The sequence below is a fragment of the Variovorax sp. F042 genome (assembly GCF_057814215.1).
Window position 1 is genome coordinate 135,571 of sequence record NZ_JBVASX010000015.1, and the last position, 26,246, is coordinate 161,816.

The following is a 26,246-nucleotide window of genomic DNA, read 5'->3' on the forward strand; positions in this document are numbered from 1 at the left end:
AACGAGCATGCAACAGGAAGTTCTGGAGGTCGACGGCGGCGCACAGCAACTGGCGGTGCGCCGCTACGAGCCCGCCGGCGCACCGCGCGCCAGCATCGTGATCGGCGGCGCAATGGGCGTGCGCCAGTCGTTCTACGAACCCTTCGCGCAGTGGCTTGCAGAACAGCAGGGCCTGCGCGTCTGGACCTTCGACTACCGGGGCTCGGGCGATTCGCGCGGCGATGCGTCGCTGCGCGGCTTCAAGGCCGACCTGTTCGACTGGGCGCGCGACTATGAAGCGGTGATCGATGCCGCCAAGGCCGCACTGCCCGACCAGCCGCTCTACCTGCTGGGTCACAGCCTTGGTGCGCAGTTGCCGGGCTTCCTGCAGCGCCCGGAACAAGTCGACGGCCTCGTCAGCATCGCGGCCGGCAGCGGCTACTGGCGCGAGAACGCGCCGAAGCTCAGGCGCGGCATTCTCTACTTCTGGTTCGTGCTCGTGCCGCTGGTCACGCGACTGTTCGGCTACTTTCCGGGACGCAAGCTGAAGAAGGTCGGCGACCTGCCGCGCGGCGTGATCCTGCAATGGCGGCGCTGGTGTCTCAACCCGCGCTACAGCGTGGGTGCCGAGGGCGAGCTTGCATCGCAGAGCTACGGACGCGTGCGCTTCCCCGTGCTCGCGCTGTCGATCACCGACGACGAGCTCATGACGCTCGCCGGCACCGAAAGCCTGGTGAGCTTCTATGCCGGCGCACCGAGCGCGGTCGAGCGCATCGCACCGGCGGACGTGCAGGCCCGGCGCATCGGCCACTTCGGATTCTTCCGCGAGCAGTTCAGCCAGAGCCTGTGGCCGAGCACGGTCGACAAGCTGCACCGGCTGGCTGCGTTGACCGAACGTACTGCGGTGCAGCACGCCAACGTCCCGCACACGACTGCGTGACGCCATCCTCCGGAGGCACACTGCCGATCATGACGAGCACGCAGCACCCCTTCGACAAAGCCCTGACGATCCACCACAGCGACATCCGCGTGGGGCACTTCACCGGCATGACCAGCCCCGACTACTGGAACATGGTCGGGCCCTTCGGCGGCACCACTGCGGCCCTGGTGCTGCAGTCGGTGATGCAGCACCCCGACGTGCTGGGCACGCCCATCGCGCTCACCGTCAACTACGCGGCGGCGATCGAAGCCGGCGCGTTCGACATCCAGGCCACTGCCGTGCGCACCAATCGCTCGACGCAGCACTGGACGGTGCAGATCACGCAGGCCGGCCCCAGCGGTGCGCCCAACATGACGACCACCGCCACCGTGGTGACGGCCGCGCGCCGCGACACCTGGGGCGAGAGCGACATGCCGATGCCCGAGGCGCCAAGGCCCGAGACGGTCGACCGCATGAGCATCGGCCCGTCCGGCGTGGCGTGGATCAACCAGTACGAGATGCGCCCCTTCAGCGGCGGCATTCCCGCGAAGTGGGACGAGAGCCTGCACCACAGCGAAACCCGCATCTGGCTGCGCGACGCACAGCCACGGCCGCTCGACTTCGCCTCGCTCGCCGCGATGAGCGACATGTTCTACCCGCGCGTGTGGCTGCGCCGCGCGAAGCACGTGCCCGCGGGCACGGTGTCGATCACCACCTACTTCCACGTCGGGCCGGCGCAGCTGGCCGAGGTCGGCACGGGCTATCTGCTGGGCCGTGCGGCGGGGCAGCAGTTCTTCAACGGCTTCTTCGACCAGACGGCGCATCTGTGGAGCGAGAAGGGCGTGCTGCTGGCCACTTCGAACCAGATCGTCTACTACAAGGAATAAAGAGACATGACCACCCTGCAGAAAGCCGCACTCATCGTCGGTGCCGGCGATGCCACTGGCGGTGCCATTGCCCGCCGCTTCGCGCGCGAAGGTTTTGCCACCTGCGTCACGCGCCGCAGCCTCGACAAGCTGCAGCCGCTGGTCGCGCAGATCGAGGCCGACGGCGGCCGCGCGCACGCCTTCGCCTGTGATGCGCGCAAGGAAGAGGAAGTGGTCGCGCTTGTCGAGCAGATCGAGTCGACCATCGGGCCGATCGAGGTGATGGTGTTCAACATCGGCGCCAACGTGCCCGAGAGCATCCTGAACGAGACCGCACGCAAGTACTTCAAGGTGTGGGAGATGGCCTGCTTCTCGGGCTTTCTCAATGGACGCGAAGTGGCGAAGCGGATGGTGGCGCGCGAACTGCCCAAGGGCGGGCATCGCGGCACGATCATCTTCACCGGCGCGACGGCCTCGTTGCGTGGCGCGGCGAACTTCGGCGCTTTTTCTGGCGCGAAGATGGCGCTGCGTGCGCTGGCGCAGTCAATGGCGCGCGAGCTGGGGCCGCAGGGCATTCACGTTGCGCACGTTGTGGTCGATGGCGCCATCGACACTGAATTCATCCGCAGCAATTTCCCCGAGCGCTATGCGTTGAAGGAGAGCGACGGCATCCTGAACCCGGAGCACATTGCCGACAGCTACTGGATGCTGCATTCGCAGCCTCGTGACGCGTGGACGCACGAGCTCGACCTGCGGCCGTGGTCCGAGAAATTCTGAGAGAAGGAGACAACCCCATGGCGAAATCCGTCGACTTCTATTTCGACTTCGGCAGCCCAGCCGCCTACCTGGCCGCGACGCAACTGCCGCACATCTGCGCCGATACAGGCGCCGAGCTGGTGTGGAAGCCCATGCTGCTGGGCGGCGTGTTCCAGGCCACCGGCAATCATTCGCCCGCCGAGATCAAGCCCAAGGGCCCGTACATGACGACCGATCTGAAGCGCTTTGCCAAGCGCTACGGCGTGCCCTTCGTGCACAACCCCCACTTCCCGATCAACACGCTGCTGCTGATGCGCGGCGCCACGGGCGTCCAGATGAAGGAGCCGGCGCGTTTCGGTGCGTACGTCGATGCGGTTTTCCACGCGATGTGGGTCGATCCGAAGAACCTCAACGACCCGGCAACCGTCGGTGCCGTCTTGCAAAATGCGGGCTTCGACGCCGCGGGCCTGCTTGCGCTGGCTGGCGCGCAGGAAACCAAGGACCGCCTCAAGGCCGTCACGCAGGAAGCCGTGGAGCGCGGCGTGTTCGGCGCTCCCACCATGTTCGTCGGCAGCGAGATGTTCTGGGGGCAAGACCGCCTCGATTTCGTCCGCGAAGCCCTTTGCGCCTGACCGCGGCGCCAACCTTTTTCATCCAAGGACTACCACCCATGAGCGACATCCTCGTCCACACCGAAGCCGGTGTGATGACCATCACCTTCAACCGCGTCGACAAGAAGAACTCCATCACCAGCGCCATGTACGCCGAGCTGGCCGACGCGCTGGCTACAGCCGAAAGCGAAGCGGCCGTGCGCTGCGTGCTGATCCAGGGCGACCCGACGATCTTCAGCGCAGGCAACGACATCGGCGACTTCCTCAACGGCCCGCCGTCGACGGAAGAGTCGCCGGTGTTCCGCTTCCTGCGCGGCATTGCGACCTTCCCCAAGCCCATCGTCGCGGCCGTGTGCGGCCCGGCTGTGGGCATCGGCACCACGATGCTGTTCCATTGCGACCTCGTCTACGCGGGTGACAACGCCGCCTTCTCGATGCCCTTCGTGAACCTGGGCCTGTGCCCCGAGGCTGCATCGAGCCTGCTGGTGCCGCAGATGCTGGGCTACCACCGCGCGGCCGAGGCGCTGCTGCTCGGCGAACCCTTCATGGCAGAGGCCGCGCTCGAAGTGGGCCTGGTCAACCGCGTGGTGCCGCCGACCGAAGCGAACGCCATCGCGCAGACGCAGGCTCGCAAGCTGGCCGCCAAGCCGCTGAGTGCGCTGGTGGAAACCAAGCGTCTGCTGAAGAAGGCGCAGATGCCCGCCGTGCTCGAACGCATGGGTGAGGAGGGCGCGAGCTTCGGTCGCATGCTGCGCGAGCCGGCGGCACGCGAGGCTTTCGGTGCTTTCATGGAGAAACGCAAGCCGGACTTCTCCAAGGTCTGATGCGTTTTCGGGGCTTGCACGCGTACACTGGCCGCCGTGCAAGTTTCAGAGACAAGAACGCTCACAACGCCCGGCCAGTGGGCGAATGATGCTACTGAAAAAGTAGCAATCGACCTCACGCGCCGGCGTACTTTCGGCTTGCTGGCGGTTGCCTTGGCAGCGCCTTCGCTGGCCCTGGCGCGTGTGCGACCGCTACGCATCGGCGTCATCGGCTCATGGTCCGGCCCTTACGCGGGCGGCGGGCGGCAGTTCGATGCCGGCATGGCCGTCTGGCTGGCGGCGCACAACCAGAACATCGCTGGCCGGCCGGTCGAGCTGCTGCGGCGCGATGTACCCGGCAGCGCGCCCGAGCAGGCACGCCGCCATGCGCAAGACCTCGTCGAAAGCGAGCGCGTCGACATGCTGGCGGGCCTGGATTTCAGCTCCAACGCCTACGCCGTCGGCACCGTCGCCACGCAGGCCAGGCTGCCCCTGGTGGTGATGAACGCGGCCTCTTCGGGCATCACGGCGCGCTGCCCGTTCGCGGTGCGGGTGTCCTTCACCATCGGCCAGGTCACGCTGCCGCTGGCGCGATGGGCGCTCCAGCAGGGGCTGCGCGACGTCTGCACCGTGGTGGCCGACTACGCCTCGGGCGTCGATGCCGAAAGCGCCTTTGTCTCTGGCATCACCGCGGGCGGCGGCCGGGTCGGCGCGATGCTGCGGGTGCCGCTGAACACGCTTGACTACTCGGCCTACATGCTGCGGCTGCGCGAACTCAAGCCGCAGGCGGTGTTCTTCTTCCTGCCCTCGGGGCAGATGCCGGCCACCTTCCTCAAGTTCTGGCGCGACCGCGGCATGGCCGACACGGGCATCCGCCTGCTGGCCACCGGCGACGCCACGGACGACCACTACCTCGAAGGCATCGGAGAGCTGGCCGATGGCCTCGTCACCAGCCACCACTATTCGTTCGCCCACGAATCGCCGGCCAACCGCCGCTTCACGGGCATCTTCGAGACGGAGTACGGCAGCCATCTGCGCCCGGGGTATTTCGCGGTCGCGGCCCACGATGCGCTTGCCGCCATCGATGCTGCGATGAGCTCGCCCGTGGCGCGCGGCGGTGTGGTCGGGGAGCGGCTGGTGGATGCGTTCCGGGGCGTGAAGCTCGACAGCCCGCGCGGCCCGGTAGAGATTGACGCCCACACCCGGGACATCGTGCAGACCGTGTACATCCGCCGCGTCGAGCGGCGCGACGGGCGCTGGGTCAACCGCGAATTCGAACGCTTCGAGCGCGTGCGCGACCCGGGCGTCTGAGCCCGGGGGCGTTGCTCAGGGCTGCTGTTCGATGGGCCGTGGGCGGCCGTTGTCGTCGATGGCCACATAGGTGAACGTGGCCTGCGTCACCTTGATGTATTCGCCCTGCGCCCGGAAGCGCTCGGCAAACACCTCGACCGTCACCGTGACCGAGGTACGCCCGATGCGCACCAGCTTCGAATAGAACGACAGGATGTCGCCCAGCCGCACCGGCTGCTTGAAGATGAATTCGTTCACCGCCACCGTGGCCTGGCGGCCCTTGGCGTAGCGCGCCGGGATCACCGAGCCGGCCAGGTCGCACTGCGCCATGACCCAGCCGCCGAAGATGTCGCCGTTGGCGTTGCAGTCGGCCGGCATCGGAATGACCTTGAGCACCAGCTCCATGTCGGTGGGCAGGCTCTTGAGGATGGCGGCAGCGGCAGCGCTGGAAGTATCTGACATGGGCACAATCTGGAACAAACAAGCAACCACGATTGTCTCCCATGCGCCGCAGCGGCGAAGCCCTTCCCCCCTCCCACTCCGTCTCCGGCCACCCGCCGGAGCGCAGCGACCGTTCCGACTGGGCGACGCTGCGCCGCCTGTTTCCCTACCTCTGGCAGTACAAGTGGCGGGTGGCCGCGGCGCTGGCCTTCATGGTGGGCGCCAAGGTGGCCAACGTCGGCGTGCCGGTGCTGCTGAAGAACCTGGTCGACACGATGACGCCCAAGCCGGACATGGCGCAGGCGCTGCTTATCGTGCCCATCGGCCTGCTGCTGGCTTACGGCCTGCTGCGCTTCTCGACCTCGCTGTTCGGCGAACTGCGCGAGCTGATCTTCGCCAAGGCCACCGAGGGCACGGCCCGGCAGATCGCGCTGGAGGTGTTCCGTCACCTGCACGCGCTGAGCCTGCGTTTCCACCTGGAGCGCCAGACCGGCGGCATGACGCGCGACATCGAGCGCGGCACGCGCGGCGTGCACTCGCTCATCTCGATGTCGCTCTACAGCATCGTGCCGACCATCATCGAGCTGGTGCTGGTGCTCACCATCCTGGGCGTGAAGTTCGATTCGCTGTTCGTCTGGATCACGGCGGCGGCGCTGGTGCTGTACATCACCTTCACCGTGACGGTGACCGAGTGGCGCACGCAGTTCCGCAAGACCATGAACGAGCTCGACTCGGTGGCGCAGAGCCGCGCGGTCGATTCGCTGCTGAACTACGAAACCGTCAAGTACTTCAACAACGAAGACTTCGAGGCCGGCCGCTACGACGCCAGCCTCGACCGCTACCGCAAGGCCGCCATCAAGAGCCAGCGCACGCTGAGCATGCTCAACACCGGGCAGCAACTGCTGATTGCCGTGAGCCTGGTGCTGATGCTGTGGCGCGCCACCTCGGGCGTGGTCGAAGGGCGCATGACGCTGGGTGACCTGGTGATGGTCAACGCCTTCATGATCCAGCTCTACATTCCGCTGAACTTCCTGGGCGTGATCTACCGCGAGATCAAGCAGAGCCTGACCGACCTCGACAAGATGTTCGTGCTGATGGAAAAAGAGCGCGAGGTGCGCGATGCGCCCGGCGCACAGCCGCTGGCCGGTGCCGACGCCACCGTGCGCTTCGAGGACGTGAGCTTTGCCTACGAGGCCGCACGGCCCATCCTCAAGCACGTGAGCTTCGAGATTCCGGCCGGCAAGACGGTGGCGGTGGTCGGGCCCTCGGGCTCGGGCAAGTCCACGCTCGCGCGGCTCTTGTACCGCTTCTACGACGTGCAGCACGGCCGCATCACCATCGGCGGGGAAGACATTCGCGAAGTGACCCAGTCCAGCGTGCGCCGCGCCATCGGCATCGTCCCGCAGGACACGGTGCTGTTCAACGACACGGTCGAATACAACATCGCCTACGGCCGCCCGGGGGCGAGCCGCGAAGAAGTGGAGGCCGCCGCGCGCGCCGCACGCATCCACGACTTCATTGCCGCCACGCCCAAGGGCTATGAAACGACCGTGGGCGAGCGCGGCCTCAAGTTATCTGGCGGCGAGAAGCAGCGCGTGGCCATCGCGCGCACGCTGCTGAAGAACCCTCCGATCGTGATCTTCGACGAGGCCACTTCGGCGCTCGACTCGGCCAACGAGCGCGCCATCCAGTCCGAGCTGAAGAGCGCCGCGCAGGACAAGACCACGCTGGTCATCGCGCACCGCCTGTCGACGGTGGTCGACGCGCACGAGATCCTGGTGCTGGAGTCGGGCGTGATCGTCGAGCGCGGCACGCATGCCCAGCTGCTCGCGAAGCAGGGCCGCTACGCCCAGATGTGGGCTTTGCAGAAGAGCGAAGCAACTCCATTGATGTAGCGCGATCATCCATTCCTTTTTATCGATCTCAGGAGTTCAGACGTGTCGACCAAGATTCCCCTGCTGGTGCTCAGCGGCCTCTCGAGTGCCCACCAGGCCCAGATTGCCGAGGTCTATGACATGACCTACGCCTTCGACCCCGCCCTGCGCGCGGCCGCCATCGCCGAGCACGGCAAGAAGTTTCGTGCGGTGCTGACCATCGGCGTCATCGGCATCACGCCCGAGGAAATCGCGGCGATGCCGGCGCTGGAGCTGATCTGCTGCATGGGCGCCGGCTACGAAGGCGTGCCGCTCGAAGTGACGCGCGCTCGCGGCATCGCGACGGCCAACGGCGCGGGCACCAACGACGACTGCGTGGCCGACCACGCCTTCGGCCTGCTGATCAGCATCGTGCGCGAGTTCCGCAAACTCGACCGGCTGTGCCGCGAAGGCGTGTGGCGCGAAGCCATTCCGCAGCCGCCGAACGTGTCGGGCAAGAAGCTGGGCATCCTGGGGCTGGGCACCATCGGCCAGAAGATCGCGAAGCGTGCGGCGGCCTTCGACATGGAGGTCGGCTATCACAACCGCAAGCCGCGCGAAGGCGCAACGCAGCGCTACTTCGACGACCTGAAGTCGCTGGCCGCGTGGGCCGACTTCCTGGTGCTGGCCGCACCGGGCGGGCCGGCGACCAAGCATCTGGTCAACGCCGAAGTGCTCGACGCGCTGGGGCCGCAGGGCTACCTGGTGAGCATCGGGCGCGGCAGCGTGGTCGACACCGAGGCGCTGGCGGCCGCATTGCGCGAGAACCGCATCGCCGGGGCCGGCGTCGACGTGTACGAGAGCGAGCCGAAGCGGCCCGAGCCGCTGGTCGGCCTCGACAACGTGCTGCTGACGCCGCACATGGCCGGCTGGTCGCCCGAGGCGACGCAGAAGTCGGTGGACCATTTCCTCGCGAATGCCGAAGGGCACTTCGCGGGGCGCGGCGTGTTGACGCCGATCTGAGGCCTCAGCCCAATGCGGAGGGGCGGTGCGCCGCCCAGCCGCAGGCCTGGTCATAGGCATGGCCGAGCCGCAGCACGTCGAGGTCCGCATGAATCGGCCCCGCCAGCTGCAGCCCCATCGGCAGCCCGCCTTCGCCGAAGCCGGCGCGCACATTCAGCGTCGGCAGCCCGGCCAGCGTGAACGGCGTGACGATCTCCATCCAGCGGTGGTACGTGTCGCTCTTCACACTGTTCACCTCGGCAGGCCAGTGCAACTCGGCATCGAACGGAAACACCTGCGCGGTCGGTGCCAGCACGAAGTCGAAACGCTCGAACAGCTTCAGGAACGCGCGGTACACGTTCGAGCGGTACACCGATGCCTGGTACAGCGAAGCCGCATCGAGGTGCCGGCTCTGCTCGATTTCCCATTGCGCCTCGGGCTTGAGCTGCCCGAACAGCTTCGGGTCGCTGAGGTAGGCACCGAGCTTGCCGCCCACCAGCAGTTGCCTCAACCGCAGCCACGCGCTCCAGTTGTGCTCGCGCGGCACGTCGAGCGTGCAGGGCTCGACCTCGCAGCCGATGGTGCGGAAGGTGCCGAGCGCCTTCTCGCCCAGCTCGCGGATGCCGGGGGCCAGCGGCAGGTCGGGCCAGATGCTGCCGAGCCAGCCGATGCGCAGGCCCTTGCCGTCGCCGTCCAGCTGCAGCGCATCGGGCGAGGGCAGGGCGTGCGGTGACGACAGCGGGACTCGTGTGTCGAAGCCCGCCTGCACGGCCAGCAGCCGCGCCGCGTCTTCCACCGTGCGCGCCATCGGGCCTTCGCAGCCCAGTTGCTGGAAGAACAGTTCCTCGTCGGGGTTGCCCGGCACACGCCCGCGCGATGGCCGCATGCCGATCACGTTGTTGAAGGCGGCCGGGTTGCGCAGCGATCCCATCATGTCGCTGCCGTCCGCCACGGGCAGCATGCCCAGGGCCAGCGCCACGGCGGCGCCGCCGCTGCTGCCGCCCGCGCTGCGTTCGGGCGCATAGGCGTTGCGCGTGATGCCGAACACCGTGTTGTAGGTGTGCGAGCCGAGCCCGAACTCGGGCGTGTTGGTCTTGCCGATGACGACTGCGCCGGCCGCCCTGGCGCGGGCCACGTGCAGGCTGTCGGTGCGCGCCGGCGAACGCGGCGACAGCGGCGAGCCCATCGAGGTCGGCAGACCGGCGGCGTGGCTCAGGTCCTTCACTGCCAGCGGAAAACCGTGCATCCAGCCGCGCCGTTCGCCGCGCGCCAGTTCGGCGTCGCGCTCATCGGCCTCGGCCAGCAACTGCGCCGGATCGCGCAGCGACACGATGGCGTTGAAGCGCGGGTTCAGCGCCTCGATGCGGGCCAGCGAGGCCTGCATCACCTCGCGGCAGGACACGTCGCGCGCGGCGATGCGGCGGGAGAGTTCGGTGGCGCTGAGTTCGAGCAGGTCGGCTGAAGGCATGGCGAGTGCGGGAAAAGGAGGGGGCGCCCAGTATGGCGCGGCGCTCGCATAATCGCCGCGTATGGAAACCAAGTGGCTCGAAGACTTCATCAGTTTGGCGGAAACCCGCAGCTTCAGCCGCTCGGCTCAATTGAGGCATGTGACCCAGCCGGCGTTTTCCCGCCGCATCCAGGCGCTCGAAGGCTGGGCCGGCACCGACCTGGTAGACCGCAGCTCGTACCCCACGCGGCTCACGCCAGCGGGCCAGACGCTCTACAGCCAGGCCATCGAGATGCTGCAATCGCTGCAGAGCACCCGGGCCATGCTGCGCGGGCACTCGGCCGCCGGGCAGGATGTGATCGAGATCGCCGTGCCGCACACGCTGGCCTTCACCTTCTTCCCCTCGTGGGTGACCAGCCTGCGCGAGCACTTCGGGCCGATCAAGAGCCGCCTCATCGCGCTCAACGTGCACGACGCGGTGCTGCGGCTGGTCGAAGGCAGCTGCGACCTGCTGATCGCCTACCACCACCCCTCGCAGCCGCTGCAGCTCGATGCCAACAAGTACGAGATGGTCAGCCTCGGCGAGGAAACCGTGGCCCCCTGGGTCAAGGCCGATGCCGAAGGCGCGCCGCGCTACCGGTTGCCGGGGCGTCCCGGCCAGCCGCTGCCCTACCTGGGCTATGCGCCCGGCGCCTACCTGGGCCGCGTGGTCGACCAGCTGCTGAAGGAGTCGGGCACTGCCATTCACCTCGACCGCGTTTACGAGACCGACATGGCCGAAGGCCTGAAGGTCATGGCGCTCGAAGGCCACGGCATCGCCTTCCTGCCGCAGAGTGCGGTGCGCAAGGAGATCAAGGCCCGCAAGCTCGTGAGCGCGCTGCCGCCCGAAATCGACAGCCTGGAGGCGACCATGGAAATCCGCGCCTACCGCGAACGGCCCGGCGCGCCGGTGCCGGTCAAGGCCGGCGCCAGCCGTGCCGCCAGCAAGGCCGCGGCCGCTGACAGCCTGCAACCCAAACGCACCGCCGATGCGCTATGGTCTTACCTGGTCGGCACCCAGCCGCACCGCTGACAACGGAGATTTGTGCACCGCACAATCTATAAATGCCGCGCATAGGACTCCCCGCAAACGGCATTGGCGCCCCGAACCCGGCGCCACTACAGTCGCGGCTGCTTTTAGTCGCTGTCACAGCAACATCTCCGGCACGCGCCCTGCGCGTGCTTTTTTTTAAGCCGAGGAACCTGTATGAGCTCCAATTTCAGGACTGAACACGACTTCCTCGGCGACAAGCAGATCCCTGCCGTCGCCTACTGGGGCGTGCACACGGCGCGTGCGGTCGAGAACTTCCCCATCTCCGGCACGCGCATCTCGGCCATGCCCGACCTGGTGCGAGCGCTGGCCTACGTGAAGAAGGCCGCCACGCGCGCCAATGCCGACCTCGGCGCCATCGACCGCGACCGCGCGGCGGCCATCATCCTGGCCTGCGAGGACATCATCGACGGCAAGCTGCTCGACGAGTTCGTGGTCGACGTCATCCAGGGCGGCGCGGGCACCTCGACCAACATGAACGCCAACGAGGTCATCTGCAACCTCGCGCTCGAAAAGCTGGGCCACGAGAAGGCGCGCTACGACGTGCTGCATCCCAACGACCACGTCAACGCCTCGCAGAGCACCAACGACGTGTACCCCACGGCAGTGCGGCTGGCGCTGTGGTTCGCCATCGGCCGGCTGCTCGAATCGATGGCCACCCTGCGCCGCAGCTTCGAGGCCAAGGCGCTCGAGTTCAAGGACATCCTCAAGATCGGCCGCACCCAGCTGCAAGACGCGGTGCCGATGACGCTGGGCCAGGAGTTCCTGACCTACGCGATCATGATCGGGGAAGACGAGGCCCGCCTTGGCGAGGCCCGCGCGCTCATCGAAGAAATCAACCTCGGCGCCACCGCCATCGGCACCGGCATCAACGCGCCGCACGGCTACGCGAACCTGGCCTGCCAGTACCTCGCCGAGCAGACCGGCGTGCCGCTCAAGCAGGCCGCCAACCTCATCGAGGCCACGCAGGACACGGGCGCCTTCGTGCAGCTGTCGGGCGTGCTCAAGCGCGTGGCGACCAAGCTCAGCAAGACCTGCAACGACCTGCGCCTGCTGTCCAGCGGCCCGCAGGCCGGCTTCGGCGAAATCCGGCTGCCGGCGCGGCAGGCGGGCTCGTCGATCATGCCGGGCAAGGTCAATCCGGTGATCCCGGAAGTCATGAACCAGGTGGCCTTCGAAGTCATCGGCAACGACGTCACCGTGACGATGGCCTCCGAGGCCGGCCAGCTGCAGCTCAACGCCTTCGAGCCGATCATGGGCTGGAGCCTGTTCAAGAGCATCCAGCACCTGAGCCGGGCCTGCATCACGCTGCAGGTGAACTGCGTCGACGGCATCGAGGCCAACCGCGAGTTCCTTGCCAAGAGGGTGCGCGAGTCGGTCACGCTGGTCACGGCGCTCAACCCGCTCATCGGCTACGAAAAGGCCGCGCTCATCGCCAAGACCGCGCTCGCCACCGGCGGGCCGATCGACCTGGTGGCCGAATCGCTGGGCATCATGACGCGCGCCGAGATGGAGGCGCTGCTCGTGCCCGAGAACCTGACGCAGCCGGTGCGCCTGTCGGCCGCACCGGTTCCGCCGGCTGCCGAGCCTTCGGGCCAGGCTTCGGGCATAAAGGCTGCTTAGTGAAAGTCGGACAATGCCAGGAGGCAGGATCGCACCAGGCTGGCGCTGCCATGCGCATGCCCGGTGCAGCGTGTGTGTGTATGCACCGGGTTGGTCCGGGTATCACGCAAAATGTAAATGTCTAGAATTTAGTTGTATCTGTTTCAGTCACCCTCAGGAGTTTTCCGTATGAAAAAACAAGTATTGGCATTGGCAGTCGCGGCACTGGCCGCTGGCGGCGCGATGGCGCAAGCCAATGACACGCTGGCCAAGATCAAGGCTTCCGGTGTCATCACCGAAGGCGTGCGTGAATCGTCGGGCCTGTCGTACACACTGGGCAATGGCCAATACACGGGCTTCCACTACGACGTCTGCGCCAACATCATCAAGGACCTCGAGAAGGCCGCCGGCAAGAAGCTCGAAGTCAAGTACCAGCCCGTGACCTCGCAGAACCGCATTCCGCTCGTGCAGAACGGCACCGTGGACATCGAGTGCGGCTCGACCACCAACAACGCCACGCGCCAGAAGGACGTGGCTTTCGGCGTGACCACCTACGTCGAAGAAACCAAGATCGTCGTCAAGGCCAACTCGGGCATCAACTCGCTGGCCGACCTGAAGGACAAGACGGTTGCAACCACCACCGGCACCACGCCGCTGCAGACCGTGCGCAAGCAAAAGCGCGCCGAGAACCTGACCTTCAAGGAGGTCTACGGCAAGGACCACTCCGACAGCTTCCTGCTGCTCGAAACCGGCCGCGCCGACGCCTTCGTGATGGACGGCTCGATCCTGGCTGCCCTGGCCGCCAAGTCGAAGTCGCCCAAGGACTACAAGATCCTGTCCGACGTGCTGGCCGTCGAGCCCATCGCCATCATGATCCGCAAGGACGACGCCGCCTTCAAGAAGGCCGTGGACGACAGCATCAAGGCACAGGCCAAGTCTGGCGAACTCGCCAAGCTGTACGACAAGTGGTTCCTCAAGCCGATTCCGCCCGCAGGCGTGACCATCGGCCTGCCGCTGGGCGAAGCCACCAAGAACGCTTGGGCCAACCCGAACGACAAGCCTGCTGAAGACTACGTCACCAAGGAATAAGCGCCGCGTCGCTGCGTGATGACGCCCACCTTTCGCGGTGGGCGTTTCTTTTCAAGGGACTGGTTTTCGAAGAGACGGTGAAGAAGGAGTAAACACAAATGGGCAACTGGGATTGGCAGGTATTCCTGCAAGACCCCGGGGGGGAATATCCGAGCTACCTTCAATGGATGCTCTCGGCGTGGGGCTGGACCGTGTCGGTCGCGCTGCTGGCGTTGATCGTGGCGCTGGTGCTGGGCTCGCTCATCGGCATCATCCGCACGCTGCCCGACAGCCCGTGGCTGGTGCGGCTGGGCAATGCCTGGGTCGAGCTGTTCCGCAACATTCCGCTGCTGGTGCAGATCTTCCTCTGGTACCACGTGATCCCGGCGCTCATCCCCGTCATGAAGGGCGTGCCGAGCTTCATCCTCGTGGTGCTGGCGCTGGGCTTCTTCACTTCCGCGCGTATCGCCGAGCAGGTGCGCTCGGGCATCCAGGCGCTGCCCAAGGGCCAGCGCTATGCGGGCATGGCGGTGGGCTTCACCACCGTGCAGTACTACCGCTACGTGATCCTGCCGATGGCCTACCGCATCATCATCCCGCCGCTCACGAGCGAGACGATGAACATCTTCAAGAACTCGTCCGTCGCGTTCGCCGTGTCGGTCACCGAACTCACCATGTTCGCCATGCAGGCGCAGGAAGAAACCTCGCGCGGCATCGAGGTCTACCTTGCGGTGACAGGCTGCTACGTGATCTCGGCCCTCATCATCAACCGCCTCATGGCATTCATCGAGAAGAAGACCCGCGTGCCGGGCTTCATCGTGTCTGCAAGCGCGGGCGGCGGAGGACACTGACATGATGAATCTCGACCTGTCCTTCTACAACTGGGACGTCATCAGCAACTTCGTCGTCAAGGGCTTCTACTTCAGCATCATGCTGACGATAGTCGCCACGATCGGCGGCGTGATCTTCGGCACGATCCTGGCGCTCATGCGCCTGTCGGGCAAGAAGTGGCTCGATGCGCCGGCGGCCATCTACGTCAACGGCATGCGAAGCATCCCGCTGGTGATGGTGATCCTGTGGTTCTTCCTGCTCGTGCCGGCGTCGTTCTACTCGCTGTTCGGTTCGGTCGGCTCCAACTACCGCTCCGAAATCTCGGCCGTGATCACCTTCGTGGCGTTCGAGGCCGCGTACTTCAGCGAGATCATGCGTGCCGGTATCCAGTCGATCCCGCGCGGCCAGGTGAATGCGGGCCAGGCGGTCGGCATGACCTACGGCCAGAACATGCGCCTGATCGTGCTGCCGCAGGCCTTCCGCAACATGCTGCCGGTGCTGCTCACGCAGACCATCATCCTGTTCCAGGATACGTCGCTGGTCTACGCCATCGGTGCCTACGACATGCTCAAGGGCTTCGAGACCGCGGGCAAGAACTTCGGCCGCCCGATCGAGGCCTACCTGCTCGCGGCTGTCGTGTACTTCGTCATGTGCTACGCCCTTTCTTGGCTGGTCAAGCGCCTGCACAAGAAGATCGCCATCATTCGCTGATTGTTTGAGTGGCTGAACCGGAGAGAAAGAAATGTCCGAAAAAATGATTGAAATCAAGAACGTATCCAAGTGGTATGGCCCGGTGCAGGTGCTCAACGATTGTTCGGTGAGCATTTCCAAGGGCGACGTGGTGGTGGTGTGCGGGCCCTCGGGCTCGGGCAAGTCCACCCTCATCAAGACCGTGAATGCGCTGGAGCCCTTCCAGAAGGGCGAGATCACCGTCAACGGCATTCCGCTGCACGACCCCAAGACCAACCTGCCCAAGCTGCGCTCCAAGGTCGGCATGGTGTTCCAGCACTTCGAGCTGTTCCCGCACCTGTCGGTGACCGAGAACCTCACGATCGCGCAGATCAAGGTGCTGGGCCGCACGCCCGACGAAGCCAAGACCCGTGGCCTGAAGATGCTCGACCGCGTGGGCCTGATGGCGCACAAGGACAAGTTCCCGGGCCAGCTGTCGGGCGGCCAGCAGCAGCGCGTGGCCATTGCCCGTGCGCTGTCGATGGACCCGATCGTGATGCTGTTCGACGAACCCACCTCGGCACTCGACCCCGAGATGGTCGGCGAAGTGCTCGACGTGATGGTGAGCCTGGCCAAGGAAGGCATGACCATGATGGTGGTCACGCACGAAATGGCTTTCGCCCGCAAGGTCGCGAGCCGCGTGATCTTCATCGACGTGGGCGGCAAGATCCTGGAAGACTGCCCGAAGGACGAGTTCTTCAGCCACCCGGAAAACCGCCAGCCGCGCACCAAGGACTTCCTGAACAAGATCCTGCAGCACTGATCCGCTGCTGCCGCGCAAGAAAGTCAAAAGCCACGCTGTTCTGCAGCGTGGCTTTTTTCATTCTCGACCGGGCAATGCCTTGTCGAAGAAGGCCGGAATCTCAAGGCCCAACTGCGCCAGGAAGGCCTTCCTATCGAAGCCCGGCGGGTCGTTCCTGATGTCTCCATCGTCGCTTGGAATGGCGCTGGCCGGGGTGTCCATGAATGCGAAATGCCAGGCGTTGGGAACCCGGTGGAGTTCGGCGCGGGGCATGTTCTGCGCAATCCATTCGGCGTGAAAACGCGGGACGAGGAACCGGTCCAGCTCCGCCTCATAGATCTGCGTCGGGATCCTGATCTCCGCCAGCGAAGACGCCGTGAAGACAACACCCGCCGGCGCCAGCAGCACGACCGCACGCACCCGCGGGTCGCGCAGCGAAGGCAGCACCGATGCTGATGCAGCAGGCGAGCCAGTCGTCGTTGGGGCGTTCCGGCCCACGCCGCAAAAAACCGGATCGGCCTCGCGCTCGCTCTCGCAGTGCCTGCGAATGCGCGACAGGTCGACCTGCCCACCCGCCAGTGCCAGCACGGTATAGCCGCCGGCCGAATGCCCCACCGCGCCAATGCGAAGGCCCTGGGCGTCGCTGGCGATGCGATCCTTCCACTGCGGGTCTTGCAGCAAGGCGTCGATCACGCGCGATACCTGCCGTGGCCGTTCGGTGAAGTAGACGCTGCCGCCTTTCTGCAGCAGCGACCCGTCCTGCCAGTTGTCGCCGGGATGGCGAAGGGCCGCGACCATGTAGCCGTCCCGCGCGAGGGCCTCGGCGAGGCTGCTGTGGCCCAGTTCGGTGCCGCCGATACCGTGGCTCAGCACGATCAATCCCTTGAACTTGTCCTCGGGCGGCGCCTGGATGGCCGCCTGTACCGTGAACGGGCCCATGGCCGTCGTGCGCTCGGTCGCCTTCGTCGGGTAGTAGAGCGCGACCACCGTGGGTGCGGCGTCGGGCGTGTCGCCCGGAATGCGCAGCTGCCGCCAGCCGGCCTGGGCTGCCAGGAGCTGGAAGGACAGCAGCAGGCCCGAGGCAAGCAGCAGGGGCTGGCGAAAGAAGAAGGCAGTGCGCATCGCGGATCTCCATCACATGGTTATGGAGTGCGCATGGTTGCCGCGCCGCGGCGCAACTGCCATGCGAATGCGATGAAGTGCGCCAAAGGCGGCGCGAGATGACCGGATGAAGCGCGCGCCGGAACCCCGCTATCCCGCCGCCACGATCACATGTGCCTGAATCTTGCCGGCCACCGGGCCCTCTTTGCCATGGCGGCTGGCGATCGCCTCCGTTGCGCGCTCCGTAGCGAGCTGAAGCAGGGTGGCGTCGCGCGTCTCGATTTCATTGCGCAGCGGCGTTCCCTGGCAATAGGCGGTGGCAACGTCGCGTGCCGAGGGGGCGCGGCTCAGCTTCTCGCGCGTCTCGATCCCGATGTTGGTGAACCCTGCGCGGCCCAGATCCTCGCGGATCAGTGCGGTGTCGTGATAGCCGTGCGGAGTGCGGGCGAGAAATCGCGGAGGGTCATGCGGAAACACCGTGGCGACGGCGTTCGTGACGTCGTCGGCAAAGGCGTTCTCTTCGATGCGGTCCCACACGCTGAAGACAAAGCGCCCGCCCGGCCTCAGCACGCGACGCGCCTCGGCGTAGCCGGCAACCCGGTTGGGGAAAAACATCGCGCCGAACTGGCAGCAAACAACGTCGAACGATGCATCTTCGAACGGCAGGGCGAGCGCGTCCGCCTGCCGCCACTCGATACGGCCATCGGGCCCCTGCCGGGTGGCTGCATAGTCGAGCATGGGCTGGTTGAGGTCGGTTACCACGTAGCGCGCGCCAGCGCCGAGTTTTGGCGCAAGCGCCCGCGTAACCACACCGCTGCCGGCCGCCGTTTCAAGCACCGAGCCGGGCGAGGAAGCCGCAACAAGCTCTGCCATGTCGGTGGCGTAGGCCTCGAAGATGAGGGGGACCATCAGCGTGTCGTAGAACTTCGGGATCGAGCCTGCGAACACCTTGTCGCTTTCAGCCATGAGACCTCCTCGGAAGCCCTGAAATGGCGCGTTTGCTCACCTATTCCAGAGCGGGCAGGCCTCCCCGACGAGTCCGCCGCCTAGCCGGGCATTGGCGACGGTGCACCATGGTGGCCCCGCATGCCACCGCCGTCAACGTCGTTCTGGGGCGATGCAGCTCAAGGCAGGCGGGAAATGCGCTGCGTCAGCAGATCGAAGAACCCCTGCGCATCCCCCTCGGCAATCCAGTTCACGTTGGCGGGCTTCTTCAAACCGCCGTACCAGTCGACCACCGTCTGGCCGAAGCCCAGCCCTTCGCGGCTGTCGACTTCCACGTTCACCTTCCGGCCCCTGAACAGCGAGGGCTGCAGCAGGTAGGCGATCACGGTGGCGTCGTGCACCGGGCCGCCGGGCAGGCCGTAGTACTGCATGTCGTGCTGCACATAGGCATCGAGGATGTCGGCCACCGTCTTGCCTGCCTGGTTGCCGATGCCGCGCAGCCTGGCAATGCGCTCGGGGCTGGTCAGCACCTTGTGCGTCAGGTCGAGCGGCAGCATGGTGATCGGCACGCCGCTCTTGAGCACGATCTCTGCCGCATGCGGATCGGCGAACACGTTGAACTCCGCCGTCGGCGTGATGTTGCCGCCATTGAAATGCGCGCCGCCCATGAGCACCAGCTCGCGCAGGCCGCGCGTGATGTCGGGGGCCTGCGTCAGTGCCAGCGCGAGGTTGGTCTCGGGCCCGAGCATGGCGAGCGTCACGCTTTTTTCGGGCGCCGCGCGCAGCGTGCGGATCAGGTAGTCGACCGCATTGCCATCGGCCAGCGGCTGGCTCGGCTCGTGCACCTTGACGCCGGTGATGCCTTCGCTGCCGTGGATGTCGGCTGCATAGATGGGCGTGCGCAGCAGGGGCCGCGGCGCACCGGCGTAGACCGGAATGTCGGGCCGCTTCGCCCACTCGCGCGCAAGGCGCGCATTGCGCGAGGTCTTGGCGAGCTGCACGTTGCCGGCCACGGTGGTCAGCGCCTGGATCTTCAACTGCTCGGGCGAGGCCATGGCAAACAGCAGGGCGATCACGTCGTCGGCGCCGGGGTCGGTGTCGATGATCAGCGTGTGCACGGTGGCATCGGCTGCATGTGCCTTCGGGGTGATGAAGCTGGTGGTCAAGAAAACGAGTGCTGCGAGAAGAACCGAAAAGATCGCGAAGCGCGATGGCCGTGTTGTTGCGACGGTCGATGCGGTGGACCTGGGATGCATGGTGAAGGAGGCTCCTTGCTGCGCGAAGAAGTGCGCTGTGCAAGTCAGTCTGCCAGAGCATCTCGCGGCGCGGCATCGGATCGCGGGTGCATTGTCGGTGGCGATGCACGGGCTCGCAACGGTGCGCATACCAAGGGGTTAGCGCGTGCGGGCGGCCGAAGTGGAAAGTGCGCAAACACGCCCAGGAAGAGGTCGGCCGCCTGTTGTGAAAACGCCGCTTGCTCAGCGCCGACGATCCAGCAGCCGCAGCGCAAAGAACGCCAGGATCTCGTCCCTTGCAGCAAGCGTCGGTTGCCCCGCCTCATCGATCAGGTGCGCCGTCACCACGCTGTGCGGGCTGGCCACCACCTGCGCGAAGAAGGGCGGCGTGTTCGGGTTGGCTGCGCTGTCGGGCAACACGCGCGCGACAAAACGCTCGCCCAGTGCTTGAGAGAACGCAGCGAAGCGCTCGGCCTTGCAGAACCTGTCGCCGTCGAAGCGGTAGGCCATCACGCTCAGATCCTCGCGCTCCAGGCGCTGGCGCACGGCCGCGAGTTCGTCGGCCGCCACGTTTGTGCCGGCAGGGTCGTCCAGCGGCAGCGAAGGCTGGCACACCACCGGCGCGAGCATGGCGGGCTCCATCATCATCGAGAGCGCGAAGTTGCCGGTGAAGCACATGCCGATCGCGCCCACGCCCGGGCCGCCGCATTCCTCATGCGCCAGCCGCGCGAGCGCGCGCAGCCATTGCGTCACCGGGCTCGATGCGTTCGATGCAAAGGCGCGGAACTCCGCGCTCACGCAGGCGCGCTTGAACACGGCGGCGCCTTCCTCGGCCTGCGGCACCGCGCCGTCGCGGCCGAACAGCGAAGGCATGTAGACAGTGAAGCCCGCGTCGCGCACCCAGCGTGCAAAGCGTGCCACGTGCGGGCTGATGCCCGGCATCTCGGTCATCACGATCACGGCGGGGCCTTGGCCCATCAGGTAGACCTTCTTCTCGATGCCGTCGAGCGTGATCTGGCGCGGGGTGAAGTCGTCGAGCGGATCGTCTTCGTTCAGGGAGCGGGTCGGTGTCATGTGAGTGCGGCCGTGGACGGCGCGGGGAAAGCGGATGAGCTTGTATTGGGCCGCGCGCGTCGCCAGAATGGCAGTGTCAAATTTGACCGTTTCAGGGCTGAATCAGACATGCACGATTTCACCGTTCTGGTGCTGCCCGGCGCCTTCAACTCCAGCGTGGCGGTCACGCTCGACATCCTGGGCGCCGCGCAGGCCGTGGCCGCTCGTGCCGGCGTGGCGCCGCCGCGCTGGAGGCTGTGCTCGGTGCAGGGCGGCCCGGTGCGGTTGCAGGCCGGTATGAGCCTGGAGACTGTGCGCCTGCCCGTGCGACCGCGTGACGACCGCTCGACGTGGGTGGTGCCGGGGCTCGGGCTCAACACGCCGGGCGAGATCAGGCGGTGCCTCGACGGCGATGACGCGGCCAAGGCCATCGCGGGCCTCGTGCGTCATGCGAAGGCCGGAGGGCAGGTCGCGGCCTCGTGCTCGGCGGTGTTCCTGCTGAATGCCGCGGGCCTGCTTCAGGGGCGGCGCGCGACAACTTCATGGTGGTACTCGGCGCTGCTCAAGCAGATGGCGCCTGGCTGCACCGTCGACGTCGACCGCATGGTGTGCTCCGACGGACCCGTGGTCACGGCCGGCGCCGCGTTCGCGCAGACCGACCTGATGCTGCATCTGCTGCGCGAGCGCTGCGGCAGCGCACTCACCGATCTTGTCTCGCGCATGCTGCTGATCGACGGGCGTCAGGCGCAGGCACCGTTCATCGTGCCGGAGGTGCTGGCCAACGGCAACGATCTTGTGGCGCGACTGGCGGCGCGGGTCGAATCGGCATTGCCCGATCCGCCCGCGGTCAGTGCGTTGGCGCGCGAGTTCTGCATGTCGGAGCGCACGCTGTCGCGCCACGTCCAGAAGGCCATAGGCAGGAGCACGCAGGCGCTGGTGCAAAGCGTGCGTTTGCGGCGCGCCCGCGCGCTGCTCGAGTCGAGCCGGATGACTGTCGAGCAGGTGGCCGGCGCCGTGGGCTACCAGGACGCCACGGCGTTGCGGCGCCTGATGAAGAAGATGGCGGGCGCGAACCCGAGCCGCTACCGAGGCTGATGCGCCCGCAATGCGCCGTGCCTGCTCTTACTTCTTGCGTGCGGCAATCGCCTGCTCGGCCTTCGCAACAAGGTCGGCACCCACGGTCGACTTCCACTTGTCGTACACCGGTCGCGTTGCCTTCACGAAGGCATCGCGTTCGGCTGGTGTGAGGCTGGTCACCGTCACGCCCATGCCTGCGATTTCCTTCAGCAGGGGCTTGTCGGCTTCGATCAGGCCTTTGCGCGCGATGACGATTTCTTCCTTGCCCGCATCGATGGCGGCCTGGCGCACGATGGCCTGGTCAGCCGGCGTCCACGAGGCCCAGATTTCCTTGTTCACCACGAACACCAACGGGTCGGCCACGTAGCCCCAGGCGGTCAAAAATTTCTGGCCCACGTTCTGCATCTTGAGCACTGTGAACAGGAACAGCGGATTCTCCTGACCGTCGACCGCGCCGCTTGCGAGTGCGGGCTGTGCGTCGGCCCAGCTCATCTGCGTGGGGTTGGCGCCGAGCGCGGTGAACATGTCGGAGTAGATGGGCGAGCCGACCACGCGGATCTTCATGCCCTTGACGTCGGCCGGCGACTTGATCGCCCGCTTCGAATTGGTGATTTCGCGGTAGCCGTTCTCGCCCCAGGCGAGCGGCACCACGCCGGCCTTGTCGAGCGTCTTGAACATCTCCTTGCCGACCTCGCCCTGCGTGAGCGCGTCGATCGCCGCGTAGTCCGGCATCAGGAAGGGCATGGAGAAGAGGTTGAGCTGCTTGACCTGCGGCGACCAGTTGATGGTCGAGCCCACGGCCATGTCGATCACGCCCTGGCGCAGCGCGCTGAACTCGCGCGTCTGGTCGCCCTGAATGAGCGACACGCCGGGGTACAGCTTGATGTTGATGCGGCCCTGGGTGCGCTCCTTCACCATGTCGGCCCAGATCTTTCCGGCCTGGCCCCAGGGCGTGGGCGGGCCCAGCACCAGCGACATCTTGTATTCGGGCTTGTAGGCGGCTTGCGCCATGGCGCCGGTCGAGAACATGCCCAGGGCGGTTGCTGCGGCGGCGAGGCCGAGAAGGGTGCGGCGGAATTTCATGATGAGGGCTCTCCTTATGGTTCTGAGACGGGACAAAAATCAGTAGCCGAGCTTGCGCGGCAGCCAGAGTGCGAGTTCGGGAAAGATGATGACCAGCACCATCACCACGAACATCGAGAACAGCATCCAGCCCACCCAGCGCACGGTTTCTTCCATGCGCACCTTGGCGATGCGGCACGACACCATCAGGTTGACCGCGAGCGGCGGCGTGAACTGCCCCAGCGCCACCTTCAGCGTGAGGATCACGCCGAACCACACCGGGTCCCATTTGTAGTACTGCACGATGGGCAGCAGCAGCGGCACGAAGATCAGGAAGATCGACACGCCGTCGAGGAACATGCCCACGGTGATGAGCAGCAGTATCAGCAGCGCCAGGATGCCGTACTCGCCAAGGCCCGAATTCACGATGGCGCGCGTCACCGGATCGATCACGCCCAGCGTCGACAGCGAGTACGCGAAGATGCCCGCCAGCGACACCACCAGCAGGATCACGGCAGAGAGCTCGCCCGACTCGCGCAAGATCACGAACAGGTCGCGCACCTTGATGGTCCGGTGGATGCACATGCCCACGAACAGGCCGTAGAACACCGCCACCACTGCAGCCTCGGTCGGCGTGAACCAGCCCGCGCGCATGCCGCCGAGGATGAGCACGGGCGCGGCCAACCCCCAGGTCGCTTCGCGAAAGCTCTTCCAGAACGGCGGGCGCGGCAGCGTGGCTTCGAGTGCACCCATCTTGTGTTTGCGCGCCAGCATCACGGCCGGAATCATCAGCGCCAGGCCGGCCATCACGCCGGGGATCATGCCGGCCGCGAACAGCGCAGGCACCGAGGCACCGGGCACCAGCACCGAGTACACGATGAAGGCAACCGATGGCGGAATCAGGATGTCGGTGGCCGCTGCAGCGCCCACCACGCTGGCCGAGAAGGCGGCAGGGTAGCCGGCGCGCGACATGGCCGCGATCATCACCGCGCCCACTGCGGCCGCGTTGGCCGGGCCCGAGCCCGAGATGCCGCCGAGAAACATCGCCACCGCAATCGCCACCAGCGGCAGCATGCCGGGGCCGCGGCCCACGATGGCGACGGCAAAGTTGACGAGCCGCAGCGCCACGCCCGAGCGGTCGAAGATGGAGCCGACCAGCACGAACATCGGAATGGCCAGCAGCGGGTATTTGCCCAGGCCCGCATAGAAGTTCTGCGGCACGGCCAGCAGGCCGAACCATTGGGCGTCGCTGTTGGCCAGTGCGATGCAGGCGGCGCCTGCAAGGCCCAGCGCCGCGCCGATGGGCACGCCCACCAGCATCATCACGACGAAGGCGACGAAGAGCAGGGTGGCGATCACTTGGTGTCGTCCTTGCTCTCTTTGGTGTCCGAGCCGTAGTTCGTCTTGCGTCCGCGGCGGATCATGAGGCCCACCGCGCGCAACGCGATGGCGAACGACACGATCGGCAGCCAGATCGAATACCACCACGCGGGCAGCCCGATGCCAGGCGTTGTCTCCTCGAAGCGGAAGTCGTCCCACACCATGCGGATGCTGAGTGCGCCGATGAGCGTGAACAGAATGGCGATCATCAGCGCGCCGAACTGCGCGAGCCGCTTGCGCCGCGCCATCGATCCGCTTTCGGAAAAGTACTCGATGCGGATGTGCCGGTCGCGCGCCACAGCGGCCGAGCCGGCCACCAGCGCCAGCATGATCATGAGGAACACCGAGAACTCTTCAGTCCACGCAAAGGACGAGTCGGTGAAGTAGCGAACGATGACGTTGGCGAAGGTGATGAGCGCCAGCGCGCCCATGATGATGACCGTGAGCCAGTCTTCGATGGCAAGGGGAACTTTGGTCGGTTCGTCGGCTGCTTCGATGTCGGGGGGAAGGGGGCTGGCGGCGTCCAGCGTGGGGCCGGACTCGGGTGGAGTTGTCATCGCAGGATGGTCAGTGAGGCACGAACGGCGGGACGCGTCCGGTACACCTCGACAGGGAACAGCCTTCGATGCTAGGTGGTCGATGACCACTCATGTATCGGGGGTTTCCTTAGCTGCGGGGCCTGCAGAGCGGCTTTCAGGGCCTGTGCACGGTGAGTGCGGCTGTGAGGTTGGCGGTTCGACCGCTGCGGCGGATTGCAGATGGACGTGCGGGGGGCGTACCGCTGAGCTTTCGTGAGAGATGGGCGGTGGATACGCAGAAGTCCGAAGGGCTGGTGTCGGCTGCGGTCGTTGGTATGACTGCGTTCAATGTTCGCGTCAGACTGATTGCGGAAATTCAACGAAGCGGACCGGGAAGTCTGTTTCGAGACCGGTTGTGGAACGGCACCAGTTGGCCGTCAAGTGAAGGGCCGGTCCAGTGGGGGGAAATGCGAGGCGACTTCAGTCGGTCCAATGATGGTCGAGGGCCCTTTAACCCAGAAAATCGACACCTACGGATCGCGGTGAGCGATCTGTGAGCAGTAGCCGCCATCATTCTGGTGGTGCGTTCCATCGGTAGCCGGACGACGCTCCATGTACTTGATCTGTTCTCCGGCAATGGAAACGTCCTGATCATTACGGGCAGCCTCCCAGTGGATAAGTTTTGGACGCCGATAATTGGGCATGGCCAAAGTCCCTTACTCGATCCGCACCGGGATCAATCCGCGCACCAACGGGTTCGACCTGAAGACCACTAATGGTCTCTTCGTGCGGCTCTATGAGCAGCTTCGAGAAGAGGGTTACACGCACGAGCAATTCGGTTTCTGGTGCGTGGACATGCATGACGTGAAGGGCAAGTTGGTGGACGTAGAGTTCACCGTCCTGATGACGCTGCGGAAGCCCGACCTGTGGCCAATTGCCGACAAGGCGCCTGGATATTCGGAAGACGATCTGTTCGACATGATCGAGTTCTTGTTCGACCACGTCTCCAAACCCCTGACTGGCAGCATGCATAGCTATGACCAATGCGGCATGCATTGGGAGACCTTCGACAAGGAAGCAGGGCAGAAGAAATTTCGGAAACGGGTCAACGATTTACTTGCGCTCTACGAACATCGGTTCGAGTTGTCTGCCGATGGCCTGATCCTCCGCCAAGCGCCCAGCGGTTTTGAGCAACTACTTGATGCTACTGTCCCTACCGACGACAAGACCATCACCGCTAGGGTCAAGGCAGCGGTGAACGAATATCGTCGTCACGGCGCATCCCTCGATGTTCGGCGGCATGCCGTGTCTGATCTGGCGGGTGTGCTGGAAGCACTGCGCCCGAAAATGTCTGAGGCGATCACGTCTAATGATGAGAAGGACCTGTTCAACATCGCCAACAATTTCATGATTCGGCACCACAACGACAAGCAGAAGACCGACTATGAAGCCAACCTCTGGTTGAGTTGGATGTTCTATGTGTACCTGTCCACCATCCACCTTATCCTGAGGCGAGTGGAACTGAAGAAGCCGAAACGCAACCCGGGTGACCTTGTCTTCAGAGAGCGGGTAGAGCGGTAGAGCTCGTCGAACATCGCAGCTTTGCTTTCACAAGCTTCCAGGGTTTCTTCAGGTCAACGCTGCCCCCACAGACCGGGCTTGAGTTCGACGGGGCTGCGGGAATCTAGAAGACTGCTATCGCTGGAGGCCGTGTGATAACGCGCAAGAAGGTCGCGCGACGCGGATACAGCTCGCAACCTGATGGAAGTTTCGGATTGGTCGCGTCTACGCCCCTTCAGCGTGATCCTGAAGCCACTGGGGTGCGGATCGGATTTGCGAGGCCCGT

The 26,246-nt window shown here is 65.6% G+C and carries 26 protein-coding genes; 16 read left to right on the plus strand and 10 right to left on the minus strand.

The features are described 5' to 3' along the window. The first annotated feature begins 7 nt into the window (after positions 1-7). From ACZYSP_RS30645 to ACZYSP_RS30670, 6 genes are all read left to right on the plus strand, one after another. Positions 8-919 carry an alpha/beta hydrolase family protein gene (locus tag ACZYSP_RS30645; protein ID WP_093079142.1) on the plus strand — a complete coding sequence of 304 codons (912 nt, stop codon included), beginning with the start codon at positions 8-10 and terminating at the stop codon, positions 917-919. Positions 920-948: 29 nt separating this feature from the next. Beyond that, complete coding sequence (locus tag ACZYSP_RS30650; protein WP_093079139.1) at positions 949-1,785, plus strand: acyl-CoA thioesterase; 837 nt, start codon at positions 949-951, stop codon at positions 1,783-1,785. Between the two features lie 6 nt (positions 1,786-1,791). Continuing rightward, the gene (locus ACZYSP_RS30655) at positions 1,792-2,541 is read left to right on the plus strand and encodes an SDR family oxidoreductase (protein WP_093079137.1); all 750 of its coding nucleotides are present in this window, start codon (positions 1,792-1,794) and stop codon (positions 2,539-2,541) included. Positions 2,542-2,558: 17 nt separating this feature from the next. After that, on the plus strand, positions 2,559-3,152 hold the full coding sequence (locus tag ACZYSP_RS30660; protein ID WP_093057300.1) for a 2-hydroxychromene-2-carboxylate isomerase: 594 nt from the start codon (positions 2,559-2,561) through the stop codon (positions 3,150-3,152). A 38-nt stretch (positions 3,153-3,190) separates the two neighbouring features. Further along, complete coding sequence (locus tag ACZYSP_RS30665) at positions 3,191-3,955, plus strand: enoyl-CoA hydratase (protein WP_093057301.1); 765 nt, start codon at positions 3,191-3,193, stop codon at positions 3,953-3,955. A gap of 183 nt (positions 3,956-4,138) precedes the next feature. After that, a complete protein-coding gene (locus ACZYSP_RS30670; protein ID WP_093079425.1) occupies positions 4,139-5,245 on the plus strand; it encodes an ABC transporter substrate-binding protein in 1,107 nt (368 codons plus the stop codon). Positions 5,246-5,260: 15 nt separating this feature from the next. Here the strand turns inward: ACZYSP_RS30670 and ACZYSP_RS30675 are convergent, their stop codons facing one another. After that, positions 5,261-5,686: an acyl-CoA thioesterase gene (locus ACZYSP_RS30675; protein ID WP_093057333.1), complete on the minus strand. Its 426-nt coding sequence runs from the start codon at positions 5,684-5,686 to the stop codon at positions 5,261-5,263. Between the two features lie 41 nt (positions 5,687-5,727). Between ACZYSP_RS30675 and ACZYSP_RS30680 the strand changes: the two genes are divergently transcribed. Together ACZYSP_RS30680 and ACZYSP_RS30685 are read left to right on the plus strand one after the other, a co-directional pair. Continuing rightward, positions 5,728-7,560, plus strand: a complete 1,833-nt coding sequence (locus ACZYSP_RS30680; RefSeq protein ID WP_093079134.1) for an ABCB family ABC transporter ATP-binding protein/permease — start codon at positions 5,728-5,730, stop codon at positions 7,558-7,560. Positions 7,561-7,602: 42 nt separating this feature from the next. Next, positions 7,603-8,541, plus strand: coding sequence for a 2-hydroxyacid dehydrogenase (locus tag ACZYSP_RS30685; protein ID WP_093057303.1), 939 nt, complete (start codon positions 7,603-7,605; stop codon positions 8,539-8,541). A 4-nt stretch (positions 8,542-8,545) separates the two neighbouring features. On the opposite strand, the gene ACZYSP_RS30690 is transcribed toward ACZYSP_RS30685, so the two are convergent. Next, positions 8,546-9,988: an amidase gene (locus ACZYSP_RS30690; protein ID WP_093079132.1), complete on the minus strand. Its 1,443-nt coding sequence runs from the start codon at positions 9,986-9,988 to the stop codon at positions 8,546-8,548. A 61-nt stretch (positions 9,989-10,049) separates the two neighbouring features. Between ACZYSP_RS30690 and ACZYSP_RS30695 the strand changes: the two genes are divergently transcribed. From ACZYSP_RS30695 to ACZYSP_RS30720, 6 genes are all read left to right on the plus strand, one after another. Then, the gene (locus tag ACZYSP_RS30695; RefSeq protein ID WP_093057305.1) at positions 10,050-11,039 is read left to right on the plus strand and encodes a LysR substrate-binding domain-containing protein; all 990 of its coding nucleotides are present in this window, start codon (positions 10,050-10,052) and stop codon (positions 11,037-11,039) included. 174 nt (positions 11,040-11,213) lie between these two features. Next, on the plus strand, positions 11,214-12,680 hold the full coding sequence (locus ACZYSP_RS30700) for an aspartate ammonia-lyase (protein ID WP_093079130.1): 1,467 nt from the start codon (positions 11,214-11,216) through the stop codon (positions 12,678-12,680). A 168-nt stretch (positions 12,681-12,848) separates the two neighbouring features. Next, complete coding sequence (locus ACZYSP_RS30705) at positions 12,849-13,748, plus strand: amino acid ABC transporter substrate-binding protein (RefSeq protein WP_093057307.1); 900 nt, start codon at positions 12,849-12,851, stop codon at positions 13,746-13,748. Between the two features lie 98 nt (positions 13,749-13,846). Further along, on the plus strand, positions 13,847-14,578 hold the full coding sequence (locus tag ACZYSP_RS30710) for an amino acid ABC transporter permease (protein ID WP_093057308.1): 732 nt from the start codon (positions 13,847-13,849) through the stop codon (positions 14,576-14,578). A 1-nt stretch (position 14,579) separates the two neighbouring features. Continuing rightward, the gene (locus tag ACZYSP_RS30715; protein WP_093057309.1) at positions 14,580-15,269 is read left to right on the plus strand and encodes an amino acid ABC transporter permease; all 690 of its coding nucleotides are present in this window, start codon (positions 14,580-14,582) and stop codon (positions 15,267-15,269) included. Positions 15,270-15,312: 43 nt separating this feature from the next. After that, positions 15,313-16,050 carry an amino acid ABC transporter ATP-binding protein gene (locus ACZYSP_RS30720; RefSeq protein WP_093057334.1) on the plus strand — a complete coding sequence of 246 codons (738 nt, stop codon included), beginning with the start codon at positions 15,313-15,315 and terminating at the stop codon, positions 16,048-16,050. A gap of 57 nt (positions 16,051-16,107) precedes the next feature. On the opposite strand, the gene ACZYSP_RS30725 is transcribed toward ACZYSP_RS30720, so the two are convergent. The 4 genes from ACZYSP_RS30725 to ACZYSP_RS30740 form a co-directional block, all read right to left on the minus strand. After that, positions 16,108-17,151 (minus strand): alpha/beta hydrolase family protein, encoded by a 1,044-nt coding sequence (locus ACZYSP_RS30725; protein WP_093079127.1) that lies wholly within the window; start codon positions 17,149-17,151, stop codon positions 16,108-16,110. Positions 17,152-17,280: 129 nt separating this feature from the next. Next, a complete protein-coding gene (locus ACZYSP_RS30730) occupies positions 17,281-18,096 on the minus strand; it encodes a class I SAM-dependent methyltransferase (protein WP_093079125.1) in 816 nt (271 codons plus the stop codon). Positions 18,097-18,254: 158 nt separating this feature from the next. Then, a complete protein-coding gene (locus ACZYSP_RS30735; RefSeq protein WP_371127393.1) occupies positions 18,255-19,241 on the minus strand; it encodes a nucleoside hydrolase in 987 nt (328 codons plus the stop codon). A gap of 312 nt (positions 19,242-19,553) precedes the next feature. Beyond that, positions 19,554-20,384 (minus strand): dienelactone hydrolase family protein, encoded by an 831-nt coding sequence (locus ACZYSP_RS30740; protein WP_093079122.1) that lies wholly within the window; start codon positions 20,382-20,384, stop codon positions 19,554-19,556. 108 nt (positions 20,385-20,492) lie between these two features. Here ACZYSP_RS30740 and ACZYSP_RS30745 point away from each other — a divergent pair, with 108 nt between their 5' ends. Beyond that, positions 20,493-21,458 carry a GlxA family transcriptional regulator gene (locus ACZYSP_RS30745; protein ID WP_093079120.1) on the plus strand — a complete coding sequence of 322 codons (966 nt, stop codon included), beginning with the start codon at positions 20,493-20,495 and terminating at the stop codon, positions 21,456-21,458. A gap of 27 nt (positions 21,459-21,485) precedes the next feature. Here the strand turns inward: ACZYSP_RS30745 and ACZYSP_RS30750 are convergent, their stop codons facing one another. The 4 genes from ACZYSP_RS30750 to ACZYSP_RS30765 all read right to left on the minus strand — a co-directional run bounded on the left by ACZYSP_RS30750 (position 21,486) and on the right by ACZYSP_RS30765 (position 25,104). Then, positions 21,486-22,523 (minus strand): DctP family TRAP transporter solute-binding subunit, encoded by a 1,038-nt coding sequence (locus tag ACZYSP_RS30750; RefSeq protein ID WP_093079117.1) that lies wholly within the window; start codon positions 22,521-22,523, stop codon positions 21,486-21,488. Positions 22,524-22,562: 39 nt separating this feature from the next. Next, the gene (locus tag ACZYSP_RS30755; protein WP_093079115.1) at positions 22,563-23,861 is read right to left on the minus strand and encodes a TRAP transporter large permease; all 1,299 of its coding nucleotides are present in this window, start codon (positions 23,859-23,861) and stop codon (positions 22,563-22,565) included. Next, positions 23,858-24,439, minus strand: a complete 582-nt coding sequence (locus ACZYSP_RS30760; RefSeq protein ID WP_093079112.1) for a TRAP transporter small permease — start codon at positions 24,437-24,439, stop codon at positions 23,858-23,860. Before ACZYSP_RS30760 ends, ACZYSP_RS30755 begins: the two co-directional genes overlap by 4 nt. A gap of 491 nt (positions 24,440-24,930) precedes the next feature. After that, positions 24,931-25,104 carry a hypothetical protein gene (locus ACZYSP_RS30765; protein ID WP_177192838.1) on the minus strand — a complete coding sequence of 58 codons (174 nt, stop codon included), beginning with the start codon at positions 25,102-25,104 and terminating at the stop codon, positions 24,931-24,933. On the opposite strand from ACZYSP_RS30765, the gene ACZYSP_RS30770 reads away from it, so the two are divergent. Next, the gene (locus tag ACZYSP_RS30770; RefSeq protein ID WP_256216889.1) at positions 25,103-25,981 is read left to right on the plus strand and encodes a hypothetical protein; all 879 of its coding nucleotides are present in this window, start codon (positions 25,103-25,105) and stop codon (positions 25,979-25,981) included. The two genes, ACZYSP_RS30765 and ACZYSP_RS30770, sit on opposite strands and share 2 nt — an antisense overlap. Positions 25,982-26,246: the final 265 nt, after the last annotated feature.

Excerpts from the sequence above, each read along its gene's own strand:
- ACZYSP_RS30645 (WP_093079142.1), top strand. The coding sequence starts at position 8 with ATGCAACAGGAAGTTCTGGAGGTCGACGGCGGCGCACAGCAACTGGCG.
- ACZYSP_RS30650 (WP_093079139.1), top strand. The coding sequence starts at position 949 with ATGACGAGCACGCAGCACCCCTTCGACAAAGCCCTGACGATCCACCAC.
- ACZYSP_RS30655 (WP_093079137.1), top strand. The coding sequence starts at position 1,792 with ATGACCACCCTGCAGAAAGCCGCACTCATCGTCGGTGCCGGCGATGCC.
- ACZYSP_RS30660 (WP_093057300.1), top strand. The coding sequence starts at position 2,559 with ATGGCGAAATCCGTCGACTTCTATTTCGACTTCGGCAGCCCAGCCGCC.
- ACZYSP_RS30665 (WP_093057301.1), top strand. The coding sequence starts at position 3,191 with ATGAGCGACATCCTCGTCCACACCGAAGCCGGTGTGATGACCATCACC.
- ACZYSP_RS30675 (WP_093057333.1), bottom strand. The coding sequence starts at position 5,686 with ATGTCAGATACTTCCAGCGCTGCCGCTGCCGCCATCCTCAAGAGCCTG.
- ACZYSP_RS30680 (WP_093079134.1), top strand. The coding sequence starts at position 5,728 with ATGCGCCGCAGCGGCGAAGCCCTTCCCCCCTCCCACTCCGTCTCCGGC.
- ACZYSP_RS30690 (WP_093079132.1), bottom strand. The coding sequence starts at position 9,988 with ATGCCTTCAGCCGACCTGCTCGAACTCAGCGCCACCGAACTCTCCCGC.
- ACZYSP_RS30695 (WP_093057305.1), top strand. The coding sequence starts at position 10,050 with ATGGAAACCAAGTGGCTCGAAGACTTCATCAGTTTGGCGGAAACCCGC.
- ACZYSP_RS30700 (WP_093079130.1), top strand. The coding sequence starts at position 11,214 with ATGAGCTCCAATTTCAGGACTGAACACGACTTCCTCGGCGACAAGCAG.
- ACZYSP_RS30705 (WP_093057307.1), top strand. The coding sequence starts at position 12,849 with ATGAAAAAACAAGTATTGGCATTGGCAGTCGCGGCACTGGCCGCTGGC.
- ACZYSP_RS30710 (WP_093057308.1), top strand. The coding sequence starts at position 13,847 with ATGGGCAACTGGGATTGGCAGGTATTCCTGCAAGACCCCGGGGGGGAA.
- ACZYSP_RS30715 (WP_093057309.1), top strand. The coding sequence starts at position 14,580 with ATGATGAATCTCGACCTGTCCTTCTACAACTGGGACGTCATCAGCAAC.
- ACZYSP_RS30720 (WP_093057334.1), top strand. The coding sequence starts at position 15,313 with ATGATTGAAATCAAGAACGTATCCAAGTGGTATGGCCCGGTGCAGGTG.
- ACZYSP_RS30725 (WP_093079127.1), bottom strand. The coding sequence starts at position 17,151 with ATGCGCACTGCCTTCTTCTTTCGCCAGCCCCTGCTGCTTGCCTCGGGC.
- ACZYSP_RS30730 (WP_093079125.1), bottom strand. The coding sequence starts at position 18,096 with ATGGCTGAAAGCGACAAGGTGTTCGCAGGCTCGATCCCGAAGTTCTAC.
- ACZYSP_RS30740 (WP_093079122.1), bottom strand. The coding sequence starts at position 20,384 with ATGACACCGACCCGCTCCCTGAACGAAGACGATCCGCTCGACGACTTC.
- ACZYSP_RS30745 (WP_093079120.1), top strand. The coding sequence starts at position 20,493 with ATGCACGATTTCACCGTTCTGGTGCTGCCCGGCGCCTTCAACTCCAGC.
- ACZYSP_RS30750 (WP_093079117.1), bottom strand. The coding sequence starts at position 22,523 with ATGAAATTCCGCCGCACCCTTCTCGGCCTCGCCGCCGCAGCAACCGCC.
- ACZYSP_RS30760 (WP_093079112.1), bottom strand. The coding sequence starts at position 24,439 with ATGACAACTCCACCCGAGTCCGGCCCCACGCTGGACGCCGCCAGCCCC.
- ACZYSP_RS30770 (WP_256216889.1), top strand. The coding sequence starts at position 25,103 with ATGGCCAAAGTCCCTTACTCGATCCGCACCGGGATCAATCCGCGCACC.
- ACZYSP_RS30765 (WP_177192838.1), bottom strand. The coding sequence starts at position 25,104 with ATGCCCAATTATCGGCGTCCAAAACTTATCCACTGGGAGGCTGCCCGT.